Here is an 18,151-nt window from a genome sequence, read left to right on the forward strand (position 1 = left end):
GCAAGGACGGCATTTACGCGGATTGCGATCAGGCGATGGAGGGGGCGCTAGACCGGCAGCTTCAGCTCCATCAGGTCGTTCGCGACGATGATCCGGCCGCTGAAATGCTTCTTCGCCTCGTCGGTCCAGTTCTCTTCCGTCACGTCCAGATCGCCCGGTACCAGATGGCTGAGCACCAGCAGCTTGACGTTGGCGGCATCGGCGATGCGCCCGACATCCTCCGCGGAGGTATGGCTTTCGAGCAGATGTTTCTTCAGCGTTGCACCGTTCTTGACCCTGGTCACCAAACGATCGACCCAGGGGACATAGAGCGCTTCATGCACCAGCACGTCGGCGCCCTTGGCAAATTCCGCGAGCTTGGGATTGTAGTTGGTGTCGCTGGAGAACACGATCACGCCATCCGGCGTCTCGAATTTGTAAGCGAAATTATCCGTAATCGGCGGATGCGGCGTGCGGAACGCCGTGACCTTCACGTCCGGTGTTTGCAGCACCACGCCGTCTTCGGTGATGTCCTTGGCAATCAAGAGCTGGCGCGGATCGGGGCGGCCTTCATCCTCGATCCGGGTTTCGACATCGAATTTGTTCAGCTCCCAAAAGGTCTTGGTCATCGCTTCAAGGCCCTTCGGGCCGAAGGAATGGACCGGCGTTGAAAGACCGGCGGCCCAGCCGTTGTAGACGAGGTTGCCATATTCGAGGTTGTGATCGGAATGGTGATGGCTGATGAAAATATATTTCACCGATTCGAGCGGCACACCCGCGCTTACAAGCTGATGGCTCACGCCCATGCCGCAATCGATCACGAACGGCGTGTCGTTCACCATCACGAGGTTGGCGGGATTGGACCGTCCGAGGCCGACGCGTGGTCCGCCCTTGGTGCCGAGAAACACGATTTTGGTGCGCGGTTTCGCTGGGGTCTGTGCGATGGCCGGCGCAGCGAGCGCGGCGGCGGCGCTGCCAACCATCACTTTCAGTATGTCGCGGCGTTCGATCATGGCGTTCTCCCGTGGGTTTTGTTTCTCTCGAAGTGCAGCGTACCTAATTGCATCCGCAAACCGGGCAAAAGCCGGACTTTAGTCATGGTGCCGGGTCAGCGCAGCACGCCGTCAAGCGCTGGCAGGCCGGCGATCACCGCGGCTGCGATCAACGCATAACAGATTGAACGGAACAGCTCGTCGCTGGCGCGGCCGAACAACCGTGAGCCACACCAGACGCCAACGGCATAGACCGGTCCGACCAGACATGAGAATCGAACGGCGTCCGATGTGATCAGCCCGGTGAACGCATAGCTGACGAGGGAAAAGAAATCCGAAGCGCCGAAAAACAATAGGATGTTGGCGCGTGCGATGGCCGGCGCAATCGGCCGGCCGAGCCAGTAGCCGACGATCGGGGGCCCGCCGGTCTGCGCGAGTCCGCTGCAAAAGCCTGACAGGCCGCCGATGCCGATCGAAAGCGCGGGGTAATCCTTGCCCCGATAGCGCCAGCCTGACAGCAACAGCAGCAAGAGCGCGCCGACAAACCCGGAGATGATCCAGCGCGTCGTCACGGGCTCGAGCCGGCTGAGGAAATAGGTTCCGATGGGAACTCCGATGAAGGCGCCTGCCACCATCACGGCGGTGGCCTTGCGGTCTGCGTGTTTCCAGGCGTTCGGGAGCAGCGGCGCGGCCGCGACAAAATCGATCACAAGCAGCAGTGCGGCAACCAGACGCGGTGCCGCGATGCTGCTGGCCAGCGGCATGAAGATCAGAGCCGAGCCGAAACCGGAAAACCCGCGTGCAATGCCTGACAATAATGCGATCGCGCAGATGCCGACGACGACGTTGATGCTGACATCCGTCGGGATCAGGCTGAAGGCGCTCATCCCTTTGACGTCGGCATCATGCGCGCAACGTACCGCCGGTCTTCTTGGTCACTTCAGCGACGATCTTGGCGGCAACCGCGTCGATCTCCTGATCGGTCAGGGTCTTTTCGTACGGCTGGATCGTGACCGCGATCGCAATCGACTTCTTGCCGTCGTCGATGCCCTTGCCCTCATAGACGTCAAACACCGTGACAGCTGTGATCAGCTTTTTGTCCGCTGCTTGCGCCGATCGCACGATGTCGCCGGCGCGAACGCTGCGATCGACGATGAAAGCAAAATCGCGCGACACCGGCTGGAACGCCGACAGCTCGATCTGCGGCTTGGCGCGGGTCGGCTTTTTCTTGGCATCGGGGATGCGATCGAGGATCACCTCAAACGCCATCAAAGGCCCGTCGGCACCGAGCGCTTCCAGCGTGCGCGGATGCAGTTCGCCGAAATATCCGAGAATATTTTGCGGGCCGATCTGGATGGTGCCTGAACGTCCGGGATGCAGCCAATCGGCGCCGCCGGGCACGATCTGCAGCGCCTGCATCGGCGCGCCGGCGGCCGACAGAACGGCGAAGGCGTCGGCCTTGGCATCGAGCGCATCGGCCGTGGCCGAGCCGGACCAGTGCCGTCCCATGCCCTTTGACGACGCAAAGCCGTGACGGATGCCGGCGGCCGCGATCAACTGGTCCTGCGGCTGGTCACCCCTAAAGATCTGCCCGACTTCGAACAGTGCCACATCGGAAAAGCCGCGGTCGCTGTTGGCTTGAGCCGCGGCCACAAGGCCCGGCAGCAGGCTCGGCCGCATATCCGATAGATCCGACGCAATCGGATTGGCCAGGGCGAGCTCGGCCTGCCCGCCGCCGAACAATTCGGCTGACGGCTTTGCGATGAACGACCAGGTCACCGCCTCAACCATGCCGCGCGCAGCCAGCGCGCGCTTGGCGCGGCGGGTGCGCAGTTGGATCGCGGTGAGGATCGGTTTGCGTGGCGCATCGCCGCGCTCGAACGGCGTCATCGGCACCTTGTCGACGCCGACCATGCGCACGATCTCTTCGACGATGTCAGCCTTGCCATGCACGTCCGAGCGCCAGGAGGGCACAGCGACCTTCATCACCGGGCCGTTACCGGCCATCATGAAGCCGAGATGACTCAGGATGCGCTTCATCTCTGGAAGCGGCACATCGATCCCCGCGAGGCGCTTGACCTCGGTCAGCGGAAAATCGATCACGCGGTCGTCGCCGAAGGCGTTGCCGACCACGACATTTTCGGACGGTGTGCCGCCGCACAATTCCATGACCAGTCGCGTGGCCATCTCCAGACCCGGCACCATGAAGGCCGGATCGACGCCGCGCTCGAAGCGATAGCGTGCATCCGAATTGATACCGAGCTTGCGGCCGGTCTGCGCGATGTTGATCTCGTTCCATAGCGCCGATTCGATCAGCACGTCGGTGGTGTTCTCGTCGCAGCCCGAGGCCTCGCCGCCCATGATGCCGGCGAGCGATTCGACGCCGTGATCGTCAGCGATCACGCACACGCTGTTGTCGAGCGTGTAGGTGCGGCCGTCGAGCGCCAGCAGCGTCTCGCCGTCGCGCGCGCGGCGGACGGTGAGATTGCCCTTCACTTTTGCCGCGTCGAACACGTGCAGCGGCCGGGCGCGATCGTAGGTCATGAAATTGGTGATATCGACCAGCGCATTGATCGGGCGCAGGCCGATCGAAGTCAGGCGCTGCTGCAGCCATTCCGGCGACGGGCCGTTCTTGACGCCGCGCACCAGCCGCAGCGCAAAGCCCGGACACAGCGTGGCGTCCTCGACGGTGACCTTCACGGGACAGGGAAATTCGCCCTTGATCGGTTTGATGCCCGGGTCCTTGAACTTGCCCATGTCGGCTGCGCTCAAATCGCGCGCGATGCCATGCACGCCGGTGCAATCCTGCCGGTTCGGCGTCAAATTGATTTCGATGACGGGATCGCCAAGCCCGGCCCATTGGGCGTAGCCGGCGCCAATGGGCGCATCGGCCGGCAGCTCCATGATGCCGTCGTGATCTTCCGAGAGCTGCAATTCCGCCGCCGAGCATAGCATGCCGCGGCTCTCGACACCCCGGATGGTGCCGACGCCGAGCGTGATGTTCTTGCCGGGAATGAAGGTGCCGGGTGGGGAGAACACGCTGACAAGGCCCGCGCGTGCGTTCGGCGCGCCGCAGACCACCTGCACTGGCGCTGTGCCATTGCCGGTATCCACCATGCAGACCCGCAAGCGATCCGCATTGGGATGCTGCTCGGCCGAGATCACGCGCGCAACGGTGAAGGCCGACAGCGCTTTCGCCTTGTCCTCGATATGCTCGACCTCCAGTCCGATCATGGTGAGCTTGTCGGTGAGCCTTTCCAGCGGCTCGTCGGTGTCGAGATGCTCCTTCAGCCAGGAGAGGGTGAATTTCATGGCTGCGCGCCTCGAATATTGCCGGTGTTCTGTGTGATATCTGCGCCGGCGCCACTGTTCCCTCCCCCCTTGTGGGGGAGGGTTAGGGAGGGGGGTGAGCCGCTTGCCCGGGAAGACGCCGCTTGTCGAATCGTTTCCACAACACCTTCCAAGTGGGACATCACCTGTTCATTCCTGAAGCGCAGAACCTGGAAACCTTCCGACACGAAGAAAGCATCACGCTTTTCGTCTGCCCTCATTTGCTCTTCGAAATCATGCGAAACGCCGTCGAGCTCGACAATCAACTTGGCCGAGTGACAAAGAAAATCGACGATGTAATTTTGGATCGGAGTTTGCCTGCGAAAACCGAGGCCATCTACCCGACCAGCTTTCAGGTAACGCCAGAGTAAGGTCTCGGCAGGCGTCATAACCTGGCGAAGTTGCTTCGCCCGGCCGCGTTGACGTTCCCTGACGATTGCATGCGGCATTTGCGGCTACCCCCCTCCCTGGCCCTCCCCCACAAGGGGGGAGGGAACAGGAAGAGCCTGTTGAGAGCTCAGGACGAGATCGCTCACGAGCTCAACCCTCCGGCCAGCGTCGGGACATCGAGCGGCTTGAAGCCGTAGTGGCTGAGCCAGCGCACGTCGCTGTCGAACAATTGCCGCAGGTCCGACATGCCGTATTTCAGCATCGCGATGCGGTCGATGCCCATGCCCCAGGCAAAGCCCTGGTAGACGTCGGGATCGATGCCGCAGGCGCGCAGCACGTTGGGATGCACCATGCCGCAGCCGAGAATCTCCAGCCAGTCCTCGCCCTCGCCGAAACGGATTTCACCCTTGTCGCGGCGGCACTGGATGTCGACCTCGAGCGACGGCTCGGTGAACGGAAAGAACGACGGCCGGAAGCGCATATTGATGTGATCGACCTCGAAGAACGCCTTGCAGAACTCGTGCAGGATCCATTTGAGGTGGCCAAGGTGCGAGCCTTTGTCGATGACAAGGCCTTCGACCTGGTGAAACTGCGGCGTGTGCGTGGCATCGGAGTCGATGCGATAGGTGCGGCCCGGGCAGACGATGCGGATCGGCGGCTTCTGCGTCAGCATGGTACGCACCTGCACCGGCGAGGTGTGGGTGCGCAGCAGCATGCGCGAGCCGTCTTCCTTCGGATTGAAGAAGAACGTGTCGTGCATTTCCCGCGCCGGATGGCCTTCGGGAAAATTCAGTTTCGTAAAGTTGTAATCGTCGGTCTCGATGTCCGGCCCTTCGGCGATCGAAAATCCCATGTCAGCGAAGATCGTGGTCAGTTCGTCCATCACCTGGCTGAGCGGATGGATGCGGCCCTGCTCGGCCGGGGTCTCGCGTAACGGCAGCGTGACGTCGATGGTCTCGGAGGCAAGCCGCGCGTCGAGTGCTGCGGATTTCAGGATGTCGCGGCGCGTCGTCAGCGCCTGCGTGACCTTGTCCTTGGCGAGATTGATGGCCGCGCCTTGCGTCTTGCGCTCGTCCGGCGACATTTTGCCGAGCGTTGACAGAAGCGCGGAGATCGAACCCTTCTTGCCGAGTGCGGCGACCCGCACCGCTTCGAGTGCGGCCTCATCGCTTGCGGCGGCGATGTCGGCGAGTACCTGGGATTCGAGTTGAGCGAGGTCGGACATGGCGACGGTCACCTGTTGGGAGCACGCTCGCAGTCCAGCACAAGGCCGTTATCATCCGCGAATGCGGATGATCCAGTAACCCCCGGATCAAAATGCTGGTCGGTGGTTACTGGATGCCCCGCTTACGCGGGGCATGACACCGGAGTTGCAAGACTCGAGCTGCGATCGGAAGCTTACGCCGCCAGCGCGGCCTTGGCCTTTTCAGCGATCGCCTGAAACGCCACCGGTTCGTTGATGGCGAGATCCGACAGCACCTTGCGGTCGACGGTGATGCCCGACTTGGACAGGCCGTTGATGAAAACGCTGTAGGTCATGCCGAATGGACGCACCGCGGCGTTGAGGCGCTGGATCCACAGGGCGCGGAAGGTGCGCTTCTTGCGCTTGCGGTCGCGGAAGGCGTACTGGCCGGCCTTGTCGACCGCAGCCTTGGCGGCGCGAATGGTGTTCTTGCGGCGGCCGTAGAAGCCCTTGGCGGCCTTGTAAACTTTCTTGTGCTTGGCGTGAGAGGTCACACCGCGTTTAACGCGAGACATGACGGATCTCCTTCATGAAAAATGGGTGACGGATCGCCGCGCGGACGCGGCTCGGCTGAGATGGACCGCGAGCGCGATCAGGCGTTCGGCAAGAAGTACTTCTTGACGTTATCGCCGTCGGTCTTGAACAGCACGCGGGTGCCGCGGAGCTGACGAATCTGCTTCTTCGTCCGCTTGATCATGCCGTGGCGTTTGCCGCGCTGGGCGTGCAAGACTTTGCCTGTAGCAGTCACCTTGAAGCGCTTTTTGGCGCCTGACTTGGTCTTCAGCTTGGGCATTTGGCTCTCCTATGGCCGCAACACGAAAACGCCCGCGAGGGCGTCCGGTCGGCTAAAATGCTCGTTAGAGCGTTGAAAGTACTCAGCTATTTCCGAAATGAAACAACTGGCACGGGCATCGACCACGGCAGCCCTTGATCAGCCGGGCGATGAAGGCTGCGCTTATGGCAGAGCCGGGAAAAATTAGCAACGACGGATTGGCAACGCCAAAACGAACCCACGGCACGGGGTCCGTGGGTTTGGGGATCGGGTGTTCGGGGGCTCGGAGGGCCTGATCGGGCCGGCCAAAGGCCGGACCCGTCGGCTTACTTGCGGGGACGAAGAAGATTGGGTCTAGCGCGGCGCCAGAACCATCACGACCTGACGGCCTTCGAACCTGGCGTCCTGCTCGACCTTGGCGAACTCGGCGACGTCGGCCTTCACCTTGTCCAGCAATTTGGTGCCGATTTCCTGGTGCGCCATTTCGCGGCCACGGTAGCGCAAGGTGATCTTGACCTTGTCGCCCTCCTCGAAGAACCGCTGCATCGCCCGCATCTTCACGTCGTAATCGTGATCGTCGATCATCGGCCGCAGCTTGATCTCCTTGATCTCGACGACCTTCTGCTTCTTGCGGGCTTCGGCGGCCTTCTTCTGCGCGGAATATTTGAACTTCCCGTAGTCCATAATTTTGCAGACGGGAGGGGTGGTGTTCGGCGAAATTTCGACAAGATCCATGCCCGCTTCGAGGGCCATCTTGACCGCAACGACGGTTTCGACGGTGCCCAGGTTGACACCGGTCTGATCGATCAGCTGGATCTGCGCATTGCGGATTTCATCATTGGTGCGCGGCCCGTCTTTGGCGGCGGCGGGCGGGGCTCTATTGGGACGGCGAATGGGTGACTCTCCAAGGTTGTGAACGAAGGCGATATTTTGAAGGAATAAGGCCGCGCGGGCAAGCTAACTCGTACGCCCCTGCCCAAAAACCATCAAATACGAGACATTTCGGTCACGCCACAACGCTTGTGGGGCCGAAATGTTCAGAACAGCCCACATAGAGCGCAAGGTTTCGCTCTGCAAGCACCGCCGCGGCCGTAAAGGCCGGTATCTGTGTCCGTTGACGGATGGCGGCCGCTGCAGCAAACAGCAGCCAAAACATGAAGGACCGATGACCGAACTATCAGCGCACACACCCGATCTGGAACCGGCCTTCATCGACGTCGGGCAGAACGGCAATCAAAACAGCGGTCGGCGCCGCATCGCGGTCCGCGCCCGAGCCGGTGAGGGCCCGGGGCTGTTCTGGTTGGGCGGCTTCAACTCCGACATGAAGGGCACCAAGGCGTTGGCGCTGGATGGCTGGGCCGCCGGGCAGAATCGCGCCTGCGTCAGGTTCGATTATTCCGGCCACGGCGAATCCGGCGGCGCGTTCAGAGACGGCACCATCGGGCGATGGCTGGAGGAAGCCGTCGCGGTGTTCGACCGCTTCTGCGCCGGACCGCAGGTCGTGATCGGCTCGTCGATGGGTGGCTGGATGGCGCTGCTGCTGGCGCGCGAACTGGCGCGGCGGACGTCAAATCGCGCGTCGCTGGCCGGGCTGGTCCTGATCGCCCCGGCGCCGGATTTCACCGAAGAGCTGATGTGGAAAGGTTTTTCACCCGAAATTCGCCAGGAGATCGAGACCAGGGGCATGTGGTTGCGACCGTCGCAATATGGCGAGCCCTATCCGATCATGCGTGCGCTGATCGAAGAAGGCCGCAACCATCTCGTGCTCGGCAGCGCCATCGATGTCGGGTGCCCGGTGCACATCCTGCAGGGCGCGCAGGATCCGGACGTGCCGTGGCGGCACGCCTTCGCGTTGGCGCATCGGCTGCCTGCCGACGATGTGGTGCTGACCATGATCCAGGATGGCGATCACCGCCTGTCGCGGCCGCAGGATATCGCGCGTATGATCGCTGCAGTCGCGGAGATGAAGTAAGTTCTCAGGGTTACTCAAGGTCATCGTCCGCGAAGGCGGACGATCCAGTACGCCGTGACGTCTCGATTTATTTGATGTGCTCTGGAATACGGATGCCCCGCCTTCGCGGGCATGACGGCTGTCATCGGGAGAAACGCCATGAACACCACAGCCATGCTGCGTGCCTTTTGTGACGCGGTCGAGCAACGCAACGGCGCGGCGTTTGCGTCTCTGTTCACCGAAGACGGCGTCTATCACGATGTTTTCTATGGCGCCTTCGCAGGCCGCGAGAAGATCGCTGCGATGGTGGACGACTGGTTCTATCGCACGGCAACGAATTTTCGCTGGGACATGCACGCGCCGGTCAGCGACGGCGAGACGCTCTATGCGCGCTACACGTTCAGCTATCGCTCGACGCTGCCGGAAGCCAAGGGCGCCCGCGCCATGTTCGAGGGCGTCGCGATCATGCAGCTGCGCGACGGCAAGATCGCCGCTTATCACGAAGTCGCCAACACCGCGCCCGGCTTCGTCGATATGAACTTTGCACCGGAACGCATCGCCAAGATCGCCGCCAAGCAGGGCGCGGCGCTGAAGGCGCGTCCGGAGATGAAGCGGCATCTGGCGGAGTAAGTTTCGCGAGGCAATCCAGAATTCGCCAAACGATTCTGGATTGCTTCGTCGCTATCGCTTCTCGCAATGACGGCTTAACGTCCATCGGCTACGGCGGCGGTGGTTTCACCATCGGCTTGCGCTGCGCCAGGGCCGCCACGGTAGAAGTCCCGATCGGGCCCTGCTCGTCATAGAGATAGCACTCGCCGATCGCGACGCCGTCGGTGGCGTGGTGGTTCACCACCTCGAAGCCGATCCATTGTGTCACCGGCAGGCGATGCAAATACAGCGTGACGTCGCTGTTGATATAACCAAGGCCATGGTCGCCGGCGTTGGCAAAGGGGCTGGCGAAATCCGCTGCCACCGCGACCCGCACGAACGGCGTTAGCGGCGCGCCCTCGACGAGGCCGCGCACCTCGCTCATCCATAGCCGCCGCGGACCAACGGTCCCCATTGCGCCAACGATCGGGCGCGTGGTCCATTTGCCGTTCATGCCAAGCCGCGGATCGGTTGGGGCGGCAATGTCCGCGGGCGCAGGCACATCCCAGTTCGGCGGAGACCAGACCACACCTTCGGCATTTTGCGTCTTGCGCAATAATTGGCTGGAGGCGCGCGCCATGCTGACGCCGCCGCTGAAAAATTCCGCTTCGACCACACGAATGCGCAGGCCGTTGCGGACGATCTTTGTCTTGACCTCGATTGGTGCGAATCCAGGCAGGCGAAACATGTCCACCGTCAGCCGCGCCGGTACGAAATCGTCGGCGCCGTGGCGTTGTTCGATCACGAAAGCGAGGAGCCCGATGATAACACGCCCGTGCAGCGATTTGGGGTCCCACGGGCCGTTCGCGACAGTGGTGGGAATGAAAGCGTCACCGTCTCGGGTGAAGAAAGGCTGGTTTGTCATGGCCCGCGACCATGGCGGATTCGGCGCGGTGAAATCAAGGGCAGACGCTTATGCAAGCCGGCTGTCATCATCCGCGGATACGGATGATCCAGTACGCCGTGACATCGACGTATCATTGTTCGCGCCCCGGAATACTGGATGCCCCGCCTGCGCGGGGCACGACGACCGAGTGTTACGCGAGCCGCCATTCCTCTTGCACGCTTTCGTCCGTCTCTACGCCGATCGCATCCGATGCAAGCGCAGCAAACGCCTCCGGCTCCATCAATTGCGACAGCGCCCAGACCGCGGCGCCCCGGACCAGCGGGTTGTCGTCATCAAGCAGGCGCTTCGCCTCGACGGCCAAAGCGCTGTCATGGGCATTGCCGATTGCGATCAGCACGTTGCGGATAAATCGATTGCGGCCAATGCGTTTGACGGGCGATTTCGCAAACAGTGCACGAAACGCGGCGTCGTCGAGACGAACGAGTTCGGCCAGCGATGGCGCGCGCAATTCGTCGCGCGCGGTGAGTTTTGCCTCGCGTCCCGCTTGCGCGAACTTGTTCCACGGGCACGCGGCGAGGCAGTCGTCGCACCCGTAAATACGGTTGCCGATGGCTTTGCGGAATTCGTGCGGAATCGGTCCCTTGCTCTCGATCGTCAGATAGGAAATGCAGCGCCGTGCATCGAGTCTGTAGGGTGCGGGAAACGCCGCGGTCGGGCAGATGTCGAGGCAGGCCTGGCATGAGCCGCAATGATCGACGGCGGCGTCGTCACGCGGCAGCGCCGCGGCGGTGAAGATCGTGCCGAGAAACAGCCATGAGCCGAATTCACGTGAGACAAGATTGGTGTGCTTGCCTTGCCAGCCCAGCCCCGCGGCGTGCGCCAACGGCTTTTCCATCACGGCCGCGGTATCGACGAATACTTTTACTTCGGCGCCTGATGCCGCGACCAGCCAGCGCGCCAATGTCTTCAGCCGTTTCTTGATCACGTCATGATAGTCGTCGCCCTGCGCATAAACCGAGATCGCGCCGCGCGCGCGCTGCTGCAGGATCGCGAGCGGGTTTTCGTCAGGTCCGTAATTGACGCCGAGCATGATCACCGAGCGCACGCCGGGCCACAGCACGCGCGGATCGGTGCGGCGTTCCGGCTGCGCGGCGAGCCAGTCCATATCGCCATGCGCGCCGGCGTCGAGAAAGGCATGAAAGTGCCGCGCCGCATCCGCAATCGCATCCGGATCGGTTACGCCGACGCAGTCGAAACCAAGCGCGCGGGCTTCGCTGGCGAGCGCAGCCTTTAGATCGGCAGGCGAAAGCTTGACGTTTGCGTTCAGAAATCGAGATCCACGTAGGTGCGCGACGCCGGCACCCCCGCCAGCCATTCGCTCAGCAGCGGTCGGAACGACGGGCGGGATTTCACCCGCGCGTACCAGGCTTTTGCCGCTTCGTCCTCGATCCATGGCACGTCGCCTAGATAATCGATCGCCGAAAGATGCGCCGCGGCGGCGAGGTCCGCATAGGTCAACTGGTCGCCGGCGAGATAATTCCGCGTTTGCGCCAGCCAGCCGATATAGGCCAGATGATAGCGCACATTTGCCTTGGCTGCGCGGATCACGTCCGTCGCCGGAGCGCCGCCGCCATTTTCCTCGCTCATGAAGCGCTTGTAGATGCGCTCGGTGACCAGCGGATTGGAGGCTTCCTCGAAAAACTTCTCGTTGAACCACGCCATCAGCCGGCGCACCTCGACGCGTTCGGCCACTGTCGTCGGCATCAGCCGGCGGCCATTCATCTCGGTGCCATGGGTCTCATCGAGATATTCGGCGATGATGCCGGCGCCGGGAATCGCGGGCATTCCTTCCGTCGTCAACAGCGGCGTGGTTCCCGCGGGATTGAGCGTGAGAAACCCCTCCCGACGCTCCCAGACCCGCTCCTCCACCAGCTTCAGATCAAGCCCGTACTCGCCCAGCGCCAGGCGGACGAAGCGCGAATGCGGACAGAACGGATGATGAAACAGCGTGAACATGAAGCCCTTGATAATTTTACGGTGCTTAAGAAATTCTCAACCGTGAAGGCAGTGCGGACCGCCCGAGAAGCGCGCCAACCTACCTAAGCCTTGGTACGAGGCAACCGGTCTTTTTGCATTTTGCGATTGCGGCTGCGCGACGAATAAGCGAGAAGAACCCGGCTTTTTTGACGCATTTCGAACATAACGGCTGATGTTACCGATTTGAAGTTCCTGCATCGTTACAGCTAGTCGTGTCAGGGACGCCAAAACGAGCAACGGCACGACCTTCCGGAACGGGGCGCTGGCATGATGTCTGACACATTGAGAGCGGTGATTCTCGGCATTATTGAGGGCGTCACGGAATTTCTGCCGGTTTCCTCGACCGGCCATCTGCTGCTGGCGGAACGATTCTTCAATCTCGGCGAGGGCAGTTTCTGGAATAGCTTCACCGTGCTGATTCAGCTCGGCGCAATTCTCGCGATTCTCGCGCTTTATTTTGTCAAATTGTGGAACGTCGCGCTCGGCATGTTCACCAATTCCGATGACAGGCGCTTCGTCATCGGGGTTCTTGTGGCGTTTTTGCCCGCCGCCGTGATCGGCGCCGCCCTCGGCGGCTTCATCAAGAGCTATCTGTTCAACCCGTGGGTCGTGTGCTTCTCGCTGATCGTCGGCGGCGCAGTTCTGCTGTGGGTCGATCAGCTCGATCACGATCCGCATGAACACGACGCGACCAAATTTCCGCTGCCGATGTATCTGACGATCGGATTCGCACAGTGTCTTGCGATGATCCCCGGGGTGTCGCGCTCCGGCGCAAGTATCGTGGCGGCGATGCTGTTAGGGGCCGACAAGCGCGCGGCGGCGGAGTTTTCATTCTTTCTGGCGATCCCGACCATGGTCGGTGCATTCGCCTATGATTTTTACAAGAACCGCGCCGACATGAACACCGAGCATTTGGGCATCGTCGCGATCGGATTCGTGGTCTCGTTCATTACCGCGCTCATCGTCGTGAAGACGTTTTTGAACTATGTCACGCGCAACGGCTTCACGCTGTTTGCGTGGTGGCGCGTCGTTGTCGGCACGCTCGGCCTGATCGCGCTGGCGATGGGAAAGTAAATTTCTCGCTGGGACGAGGGGCGGAGGCGTTAAGCGCTCTTCTTCTGGAATTGCCCGGCGGCGCGGAAGCGCCAGAGATATTGTGGCGCGATCGCTTCCAGCGAATCCGGCGTGATGCCGAGCCCTTCAAGCGTTAGTCCGGCGGCTTTCGCGGCGTCCGACACCACATTGTCCGATCGCAGCAGTATCACCTGATCCGGCGTCAGTTTCAGCGCGCCGGGCGCGAATTGCAGGAACATCGCCTGGAGTTTCGCGAGCTCGAACGGCAGCGACACCAGCATCCGGTGGCGCTCCGCAGTCGCGAGGATGATCTCCATGATCTCGCGCATCGTCAGCACTTCCGGGCCGCCGAGCTCGTAGGTCGCGCCAGCCTTGGTCTTGCCGTCGACGGCATCGGCGATCGCGGTCGCGACATCGCCGACATAGACGGGCTGCAGCCGGGTGACGCCGCCGCCGATCAGCGGCAGTGCCGGCGACATCCTGGCAAGCGCCGCGAAACGGTTGGTGAACTGGTCCTCGGGCCCGAACACGACGGAAGGCCGCATGATTGTGGCCGAGGGTAGCGCCGACAGCACCGCCTTTTCACCGGCCGCCTTGGCGCTGGCGTAGCGCGACGGGGAGTTCTCGTCGGCGCCGATGGCCGAGACATGTACCATCCGGGCGCCGACCGCGCCGGCGGCCTTGGCTACCGTTTCCGCGCCCTGGCCCTGCACCGCGTCGAATGTCTGGGCGCCGCCTTCGGCCAGGATGCCGACCAGATTAATGGCGACGTGGGAATCACGCATCGCGGCTTCGATCGAGGCGGGGTAGCGCACATTGGCCTGGACGGCGTGGATCTGCCCGACCTTGCCCATCGGCTGCAGATGCCCGGCCAGTTCCGGCCGCCGCACCGCGACCCGGATCCGGTAATCGCGCTTGCAGAGCGCGCGGACCACGTGTCGTCCCAGAAAGCCCGATCCTCCGAAAACCGTGACCAATGTGTCCATATTCGATGCCATGGGGGTCAATTCCTGCCGGTCAAATTCGAAAAATCGCGAGCGTCTTTAGCGGTTTCGCGATACGCCAACACGCCCGCGCTGTACAGCGTATTTGGACGGCGTTTCGCCAATTTGACAAGCGCGCGACCGATCCGTAGTAACCGCCTCCAATGCCCAGGTGGCGGAATTGGTAGACGCGCTGGCTTCAGGTGCCAGTGGCTTAACGGCCGTGAAGGTTCGAGTCCTTTCCTGGGCACCATTTTATGCGGATTCGACGTGGTCGGGCCGGCGGATCAGCCGGCGCCGCCATGAAACGGTGAGGGACCGCCCCCGGTTCGGGCCGCCGTGGCGGGCTCGGACGCCCGCCTCAGACAATCTCCTTGCCCGCCTGATTCGCGACCGACTTCTGCACAAAGTACATCGCAATCAGCGAGAGGATCGACGTCGTCACGACGATGTATCCCAGCCGATCGAAATGCCGGAGCGAACCATCGGCATTTTGCGCGATGATCGCCGCGGCCAGAACCGACCCGAGCCCGCCCGAAAGCTGCTGCAGGGAAGCGCTGACCGCGCTGAATGAGCCGCGCTGGCTGGCTACGGGTATCGCTGAAATCAGCGCCTGCGACGGGATCATGCGGGAAAAGATCCCGACGAACATCAGCACATTGACGACGATCGCGGTCGTCAAGGTGACCTGACCGAGATGCGTGTAGATCAGCACCATGACGACGGAAACCGCACTGCCGAACACGAAGGTGGGGAACTTGCCGAAAGCGTCGCTCGCCCGGCCAACGAGGGGTCCTGTAAAAATGCTGAAGAAGCCGGAGACGAGATAGATCGTCGGGAGATGCACGATATCGATACCGAGATTGTGCACAGTGAAGGCGCTCCCGAACGGCATCAACATGAATCCGCCAGTCGCCAGTAACGTGGTCACCATAAACGCCAGCGTATAGCGCGGCTGTCCTATGGTCGCGATCAGGTGCGCAAAGGCGTTCTTGTCCTGCTTGAGCCGCAGATGACCGTTCACCGGCTGCATCAAAATCAGGACGGCGGCCATCGCTGCGATCGCCAACCCGACGATCGCGCCGAACGAGACGTGCCAGCTCCAATGATTGGAGAGAAAAAGCCCGACCGGAATACCGAGCACCTGGCTTGCCGCGAAGGCTGTCTGGACAAAGCCCATCACGCGACCTCGCAGGTGTAACGGGAAAAGGTCGGTGACAATCGCGAGCACGATCGAGCCGATCACGCCGCCGAACAAACCGGTGACGATTCGGCCGACCAGAAGCACATGATAATTCTGCGCAAGCGCGCAGAGAGCCGTTCCGAGGGTGAAGCCGACATAGAAGAATAATAGAAGGCGCTTGCGATCGAATCGATCGGCAAAACCCGCTGCCAGGATGCCCGAAATCCCGGCGCTGAAGGCGTAGGCCGAAACCGCCACGCCGAACTGCGCGGCGGTAATATTCAGCGCCGGCATGATGATGGCGCCGAGCGGCGACATGATAATGAAATCGAGAATGACCGTGAACTGGACGAACGCCAGCAACGCAACGAGGAGCGACTGGTAGCGTGAGAAGCCGCGTTCCTGTTCCTGCTGGTTGTCGATTGGTGCTGCCAGGGCTTGTTCGGTCATGACACTCATTCAAAAAAGAGAGAACGGACGGTCTTGCAGCGGCGCTTGCCGCACGTGCCGCAAAAGATGGGGTGGGTCTAGCGCGATTTCACGACCCCGGCGCAAAACAGAATTTTGTGCGGGGGACGTTCAAGAACGAAAAGCTGGCGAGAGGTTGTCGGATCCAAAGCGAAGTCTCGAAATATGGCTGCGTCGGGTTTCCGAACCGGTGGGATCTTTATTTTTTATTTCGATGGCGTAACGAGCAGTTTCAGCGCCTGCTCGGCGCGATGCATCGGCTCCAGGCTGCGATAGGTTCGTGCCAGCAACAACGCGCCCTCGAGCTGGCTGAGTACGGTGGTTGCGATTGTTTCCGATTTATCGGAAGCCATGCCGAAACGTTCCAGTCCGCGTCTGATTTCGTTTTCCCATTTCTGAAAGGCGTTACGGGTGGCTGCGCCGAGCACATCCGACTGTGCCGCGGTTTCAAGCGCCGTGGTTGCGATCGGGCACCCCTCTTTGTAGCCGGATTTCTCCAGATCGGATGCCATGCCACGCGCCACGCGCGTGAGAAACATTTCTGCGGTCTGGGACGTTTCGGCCGCGTGCGCGATGGCCTCGCGCACGGCTTCGCCGGCGAGCGTCAGCGCAGCTTCGCCGATTTCTTCCTTGCCGCCGGGAAAGTGGAAATAGAGCGAACCTCGGGGCGATCCGCCGGCCGCCAAGACGTCGTGGAGGGCTGTGCCATGATAGCCCTGCTGGCGAAATAACCGGGCTGCGGCGGCGATCGTTTTCCCTTTGGAATCAGATGGTTTTGCCATGCGTGAAAATATCAATTGCCAATCAGTATGTCGACCTTCATAATATGTATGTTAACCTACATAGTAGCCTTTCGACCCATAGCTTCGCCCTTGCAAAGGACCGCCATGACCCAACTTAGTGAAGAACAAGCCCGCGCCGCGATTGCGCCTTGGTACAGCCTGTTCAACATCGCCACCCGGGGCGACGTGAAAGCCATTCAGGAACAGATCCTCGCCGAAGATTATGAATCCTGCGCCGGCTATTTGCCGGGGGAATGCTGGGGCCGCGACACCTCGATCAAGGTGGTCTCGAACTTCGCCAACACGATTCCGGACATGAAGTTCGACATCAAGGAAATGCTGGTGGCAGGCGATCGCGTCATCGTACGGGGCGAGGTGACCGGCACGCCCGCTGGCGAATTATTCGGCGTGCCGCATGGCGGCAAGAGCTTCCGTATCATGGCCGTCGATATCCAGACCATCAGGGACGGCAAGATCGTAAAAACCTTCCATATGGAAAACTGGCTCAGCGCTATTGGGCAGCTGCGCGCCAAATAGGCGAAAAACCGCTGTTTGGGCCCTATTTTCCGGTCCGAGCGGCCCGCCTGCCGCTCGCCTCTTTAAGATTTGAGCGTTAGTGTCCTCAGTCGAATCGACCTGAGACACCGAGGCTTAATTTCATGACTATCCGGCTACATCGCGGCGATCTGCCCGATCTGTCCCGCTATACCGATTCGGTGGCGATCGATACCGAAACCATGGGGCTGCATCCGCACCGCGACCGGCTTTGCGTGGTGCAGATGTCAAATGGCGACGGCAGCGCCGACGTGGTGCAGATCCCGAAGGGTCACACCGACGCACCGAACCTGAAGGCGTTGCTGGCCAATCCGAAGATCACCAAAATCTTTCACTTCGCCCGGTTCGATCTCGCCGCCCTCTACAACGCGCTCGGGGTCATGCCGCAGCCGGTTTACTGCACCAAGATCGCCTCACGGCTCTGCCGCACCTACACCGATCGCCATGGCCTGAAGGATCTGGTGCGCGAGGTGCTCAACATCGATCTGTCGAAGCAGCAGCAATCCAGCGACTGGGGCGCGCAAAGTCTGAGCGAAGCACAACTGGCTTACGCGGCGTCCGACGTGCTGCATCTGCACGCCCTGCGCGAGCGGCTCGATGCCATGGTGGCGCGCGAGGGTCGGACGGAACTTGCGCGCGCCTGTTTCGAATTTCTGCCGACGCGGGCGAAACTCGATCTGCAAGGCTGGGATACCGAGGACATCTTCGCCCATTCGTAAGCGCCGGAATCGCGCCTCGTATAGGTCTCCGCCCCGTTTCGGACACACTCATGGGACGAGGTCCCCGGCTGCATCAGCCGGCGATCCGGGGTAGGATGGGAAAAGCGCGATCAGCAAAAGCCGGCACGCATTTTGTTGGACCAACGTCTGGTTTGTCTTGGGATCGGGCTTAACTGGGATCGGGCTCAAACCTATTGA

At 61.6% G+C, this 18,151-nt stretch carries 19 protein-coding genes and 1 tRNA gene; 6 read left to right on the top strand and 14 right to left on the bottom strand.

Annotation, left to right across the window (positions count from 1 at the left end; translation table 11 throughout):
* Positions 1–47: 47 nt before the first annotated feature.
* The 8 genes from BLV09_RS25570 to infC form a co-directional block, all read right to left on the bottom strand.
* Entirely contained in the window at positions 48–992 is a 945-nt protein-coding gene (locus tag BLV09_RS25570; RefSeq protein ID WP_146689358.1) for an MBL fold metallo-hydrolase, read from the bottom strand.
* Between the two features lie 95 nt (positions 993–1,087).
* A complete protein-coding gene (locus tag BLV09_RS25575; protein ID WP_146689359.1) occupies positions 1,088–1,858 on the bottom strand; it encodes a sulfite exporter TauE/SafE family protein in 771 nt (256 codons plus the stop codon).
* 16 nt (positions 1,859–1,874) lie between these two features.
* Positions 1,875–4,283, bottom strand: coding sequence for a phenylalanine--tRNA ligase subunit beta (gene pheT / locus BLV09_RS25580; protein ID WP_146689360.1), 2,409 nt, complete (start codon positions 4,281–4,283; stop codon positions 1,875–1,877).
* Complete coding sequence (locus BLV09_RS25585; RefSeq protein WP_146689361.1) at positions 4,280–4,750, bottom strand: endonuclease domain-containing protein; 471 nt, start codon at positions 4,748–4,750, stop codon at positions 4,280–4,282. The genes pheT and BLV09_RS25585 overlap by 4 nt, the downstream gene beginning before the upstream one ends.
* An 83-nt stretch (positions 4,751–4,833) precedes the next feature.
* Entirely contained in the window at positions 4,834–5,916 is a 1,083-nt protein-coding gene (gene pheS / locus BLV09_RS25590; RefSeq protein ID WP_146689362.1) for a phenylalanine--tRNA ligase subunit alpha, read from the bottom strand.
* Between the two features lie 173 nt (positions 5,917–6,089).
* Positions 6,090–6,449, bottom strand: a complete 360-nt coding sequence (rplT, locus tag BLV09_RS25595; RefSeq protein ID WP_146689363.1) for a 50S ribosomal protein L20 — start codon at positions 6,447–6,449, stop codon at positions 6,090–6,092.
* A gap of 77 nt (positions 6,450–6,526) precedes the next feature.
* A complete protein-coding gene (gene rpmI / locus BLV09_RS25600) occupies positions 6,527–6,727 on the bottom strand; it encodes a 50S ribosomal protein L35 (protein ID WP_072818481.1) in 201 nt (66 codons plus the stop codon).
* Positions 6,728–7,060: 333 nt separating this feature from the next.
* Complete coding sequence (gene infC / locus BLV09_RS25605) at positions 7,061–7,600, bottom strand: translation initiation factor IF-3 (RefSeq protein WP_100385040.1); 540 nt, start codon at positions 7,598–7,600, stop codon at positions 7,061–7,063.
* A 271-nt stretch (positions 7,601–7,871) separates the two neighbouring features.
* Here infC and BLV09_RS25610 point away from each other — a divergent pair, with 271 nt between their 5' ends.
* Together BLV09_RS25610 and BLV09_RS25615 are read left to right on the top strand one after the other, a co-directional pair.
* Positions 7,872–8,678: an alpha/beta hydrolase gene (locus tag BLV09_RS25610; RefSeq protein ID WP_146689364.1), complete on the top strand. Its 807-nt coding sequence runs from the start codon at positions 7,872–7,874 to the stop codon at positions 8,676–8,678.
* 138 nt (positions 8,679–8,816) lie between these two features.
* Positions 8,817–9,287 (top strand): nuclear transport factor 2 family protein, encoded by a 471-nt coding sequence (locus BLV09_RS25615; protein WP_146689365.1) that lies wholly within the window; start codon positions 8,817–8,819, stop codon positions 9,285–9,287.
* Between the two features lie 88 nt (positions 9,288–9,375).
* On the opposite strand, the gene BLV09_RS25620 is transcribed toward BLV09_RS25615, so the two are convergent.
* The 3 genes from BLV09_RS25620 to BLV09_RS25630 form a co-directional block, all read right to left on the bottom strand.
* Positions 9,376–10,170 carry an acyl-CoA thioesterase domain-containing protein gene (locus BLV09_RS25620; RefSeq protein WP_146689366.1) on the bottom strand — a complete coding sequence of 265 codons (795 nt, stop codon included), beginning with the start codon at positions 10,168–10,170 and terminating at the stop codon, positions 9,376–9,378.
* Positions 10,171–10,342: 172 nt separating this feature from the next.
* Positions 10,343–11,527: a tRNA epoxyqueuosine(34) reductase QueG gene (gene queG, locus BLV09_RS25625; RefSeq protein WP_146689367.1), complete on the bottom strand. Its 1,185-nt coding sequence runs from the start codon at positions 11,525–11,527 to the stop codon at positions 10,343–10,345.
* Positions 11,476–12,168 (bottom strand): glutathione S-transferase family protein, encoded by a 693-nt coding sequence (locus BLV09_RS25630; protein WP_100385044.1) that lies wholly within the window; start codon positions 12,166–12,168, stop codon positions 11,476–11,478. The genes queG and BLV09_RS25630 overlap by 52 nt, the downstream gene beginning before the upstream one ends.
* A gap of 288 nt (positions 12,169–12,456) precedes the next feature.
* Here BLV09_RS25630 and BLV09_RS25635 point away from each other — a divergent pair, with 288 nt between their 5' ends.
* Complete coding sequence (locus BLV09_RS25635; RefSeq protein WP_167558883.1) at positions 12,457–13,263, top strand: undecaprenyl-diphosphate phosphatase; 807 nt, start codon at positions 12,457–12,459, stop codon at positions 13,261–13,263.
* 29 nt (positions 13,264–13,292) lie between these two features.
* Here BLV09_RS25635 and BLV09_RS25640 read toward each other — a convergent pair whose 3' ends face one another.
* On the bottom strand, positions 13,293–14,261 hold the full coding sequence (locus tag BLV09_RS25640; RefSeq protein WP_146689368.1) for a complex I NDUFA9 subunit family protein: 969 nt from the start codon (positions 14,259–14,261) through the stop codon (positions 13,293–13,295).
* A gap of 151 nt (positions 14,262–14,412) precedes the next feature.
* On the opposite strand from BLV09_RS25640, the gene BLV09_RS25645 reads away from it, so the two are divergent.
* Positions 14,413–14,499 (top strand) — tRNA-Leu (locus tag BLV09_RS25645).
* Between the two features lie 108 nt (positions 14,500–14,607).
* Here the strand turns inward: BLV09_RS25645 and BLV09_RS25650 are convergent.
* Both BLV09_RS25650 and BLV09_RS25655 read right to left on the bottom strand, forming a co-directional pair.
* Positions 14,608–15,879, bottom strand: coding sequence for an MFS transporter (locus tag BLV09_RS25650; protein WP_146689369.1), 1,272 nt, complete (start codon positions 15,877–15,879; stop codon positions 14,608–14,610).
* Positions 15,880–16,103: 224 nt separating this feature from the next.
* Positions 16,104–16,679, bottom strand: coding sequence for a TetR/AcrR family transcriptional regulator (locus BLV09_RS25655; RefSeq protein ID WP_146689370.1), 576 nt, complete (start codon positions 16,677–16,679; stop codon positions 16,104–16,106).
* Between the two features lie 105 nt (positions 16,680–16,784).
* Here BLV09_RS25655 and BLV09_RS25660 point away from each other — a divergent pair, with 105 nt between their 5' ends.
* Complete coding sequence (locus BLV09_RS25660) at positions 16,785–17,216, top strand: ester cyclase (RefSeq protein ID WP_146689371.1); 432 nt, start codon at positions 16,785–16,787, stop codon at positions 17,214–17,216.
* A gap of 122 nt (positions 17,217–17,338) precedes the next feature.
* Positions 17,339–17,953 (top strand): ribonuclease D, encoded by a 615-nt coding sequence (locus BLV09_RS25665; RefSeq protein ID WP_100385048.1) that lies wholly within the window; start codon positions 17,339–17,341, stop codon positions 17,951–17,953.
* The last annotated feature ends 198 nt before the right edge of the window (positions 17,954–18,151 follow it).

Origin of the sequence: Bradyrhizobium canariense (assembly GCF_900105125.1) — a bacterium.
Taxonomy (GTDB): Bacteria; Pseudomonadota; Alphaproteobacteria; order Rhizobiales; family Xanthobacteraceae; genus Bradyrhizobium; species Bradyrhizobium canariense_A.

Coding starts and splice junctions, on each gene's coding strand:
- pheT (WP_146689360.1), bottom strand. CDS start 4,283: ATGAAATTCACCCTCTCCTGGCTGAAGGAGCATCTCGACACCGACGAG.
- BLV09_RS25665 (WP_100385048.1), top strand. CDS start 17,339: ATGACTATCCGGCTACATCGCGGCGATCTGCCCGATCTGTCCCGCTAT.
- BLV09_RS25620 (WP_146689366.1), bottom strand. CDS start 10,170: ATGACAAACCAGCCTTTCTTCACCCGAGACGGTGACGCTTTCATTCCC.
- BLV09_RS25655 (WP_146689370.1), bottom strand. CDS start 16,679: ATGGCAAAACCATCTGATTCCAAAGGGAAAACGATCGCCGCCGCAGCC.
- BLV09_RS25585 (WP_146689361.1), bottom strand. CDS start 4,750: ATGCCGCATGCAATCGTCAGGGAACGTCAACGCGGCCGGGCGAAGCAA.
- queG (WP_146689367.1), bottom strand. CDS start 11,527: ATGGCTGGCGGGGGTGCCGGCGTCGCGCACCTACGTGGATCTCGATTT.
- BLV09_RS25610 (WP_146689364.1), top strand. CDS start 7,872: ATGACCGAACTATCAGCGCACACACCCGATCTGGAACCGGCCTTCATC.
- BLV09_RS25630 (WP_100385044.1), bottom strand. CDS start 12,168: ATGTTCACGCTGTTTCATCATCCGTTCTGTCCGCATTCGCGCTTCGTC.
- rpmI (WP_072818481.1), bottom strand. CDS start 6,727: ATGCCCAAGCTGAAGACCAAGTCAGGCGCCAAAAAGCGCTTCAAGGTG.
- pheS (WP_146689362.1), bottom strand. CDS start 5,916: ATGTCCGACCTCGCTCAACTCGAATCCCAGGTACTCGCCGACATCGCC.
- BLV09_RS25635 (WP_167558883.1), top strand. CDS start 12,457: ATGATGTCTGACACATTGAGAGCGGTGATTCTCGGCATTATTGAGGGC.
- BLV09_RS25570 (WP_146689358.1), bottom strand. CDS start 992: ATGATCGAACGCCGCGACATACTGAAAGTGATGGTTGGCAGCGCCGCC.
- BLV09_RS25640 (WP_146689368.1), bottom strand. CDS start 14,261: ATGGCATCGAATATGGACACATTGGTCACGGTTTTCGGAGGATCGGGC.
- BLV09_RS25615 (WP_146689365.1), top strand. CDS start 8,817: ATGAACACCACAGCCATGCTGCGTGCCTTTTGTGACGCGGTCGAGCAA.
- BLV09_RS25575 (WP_146689359.1), bottom strand. CDS start 1,858: ATGAGCGCCTTCAGCCTGATCCCGACGGATGTCAGCATCAACGTCGTC.
- rplT (WP_146689363.1), bottom strand. CDS start 6,449: ATGTCTCGCGTTAAACGCGGTGTGACCTCTCACGCCAAGCACAAGAAA.
- BLV09_RS25650 (WP_146689369.1), bottom strand. CDS start 15,879: ATGACCGAACAAGCCCTGGCAGCACCAATCGACAACCAGCAGGAACAG.
- BLV09_RS25660 (WP_146689371.1), top strand. CDS start 16,785: ATGACCCAACTTAGTGAAGAACAAGCCCGCGCCGCGATTGCGCCTTGG.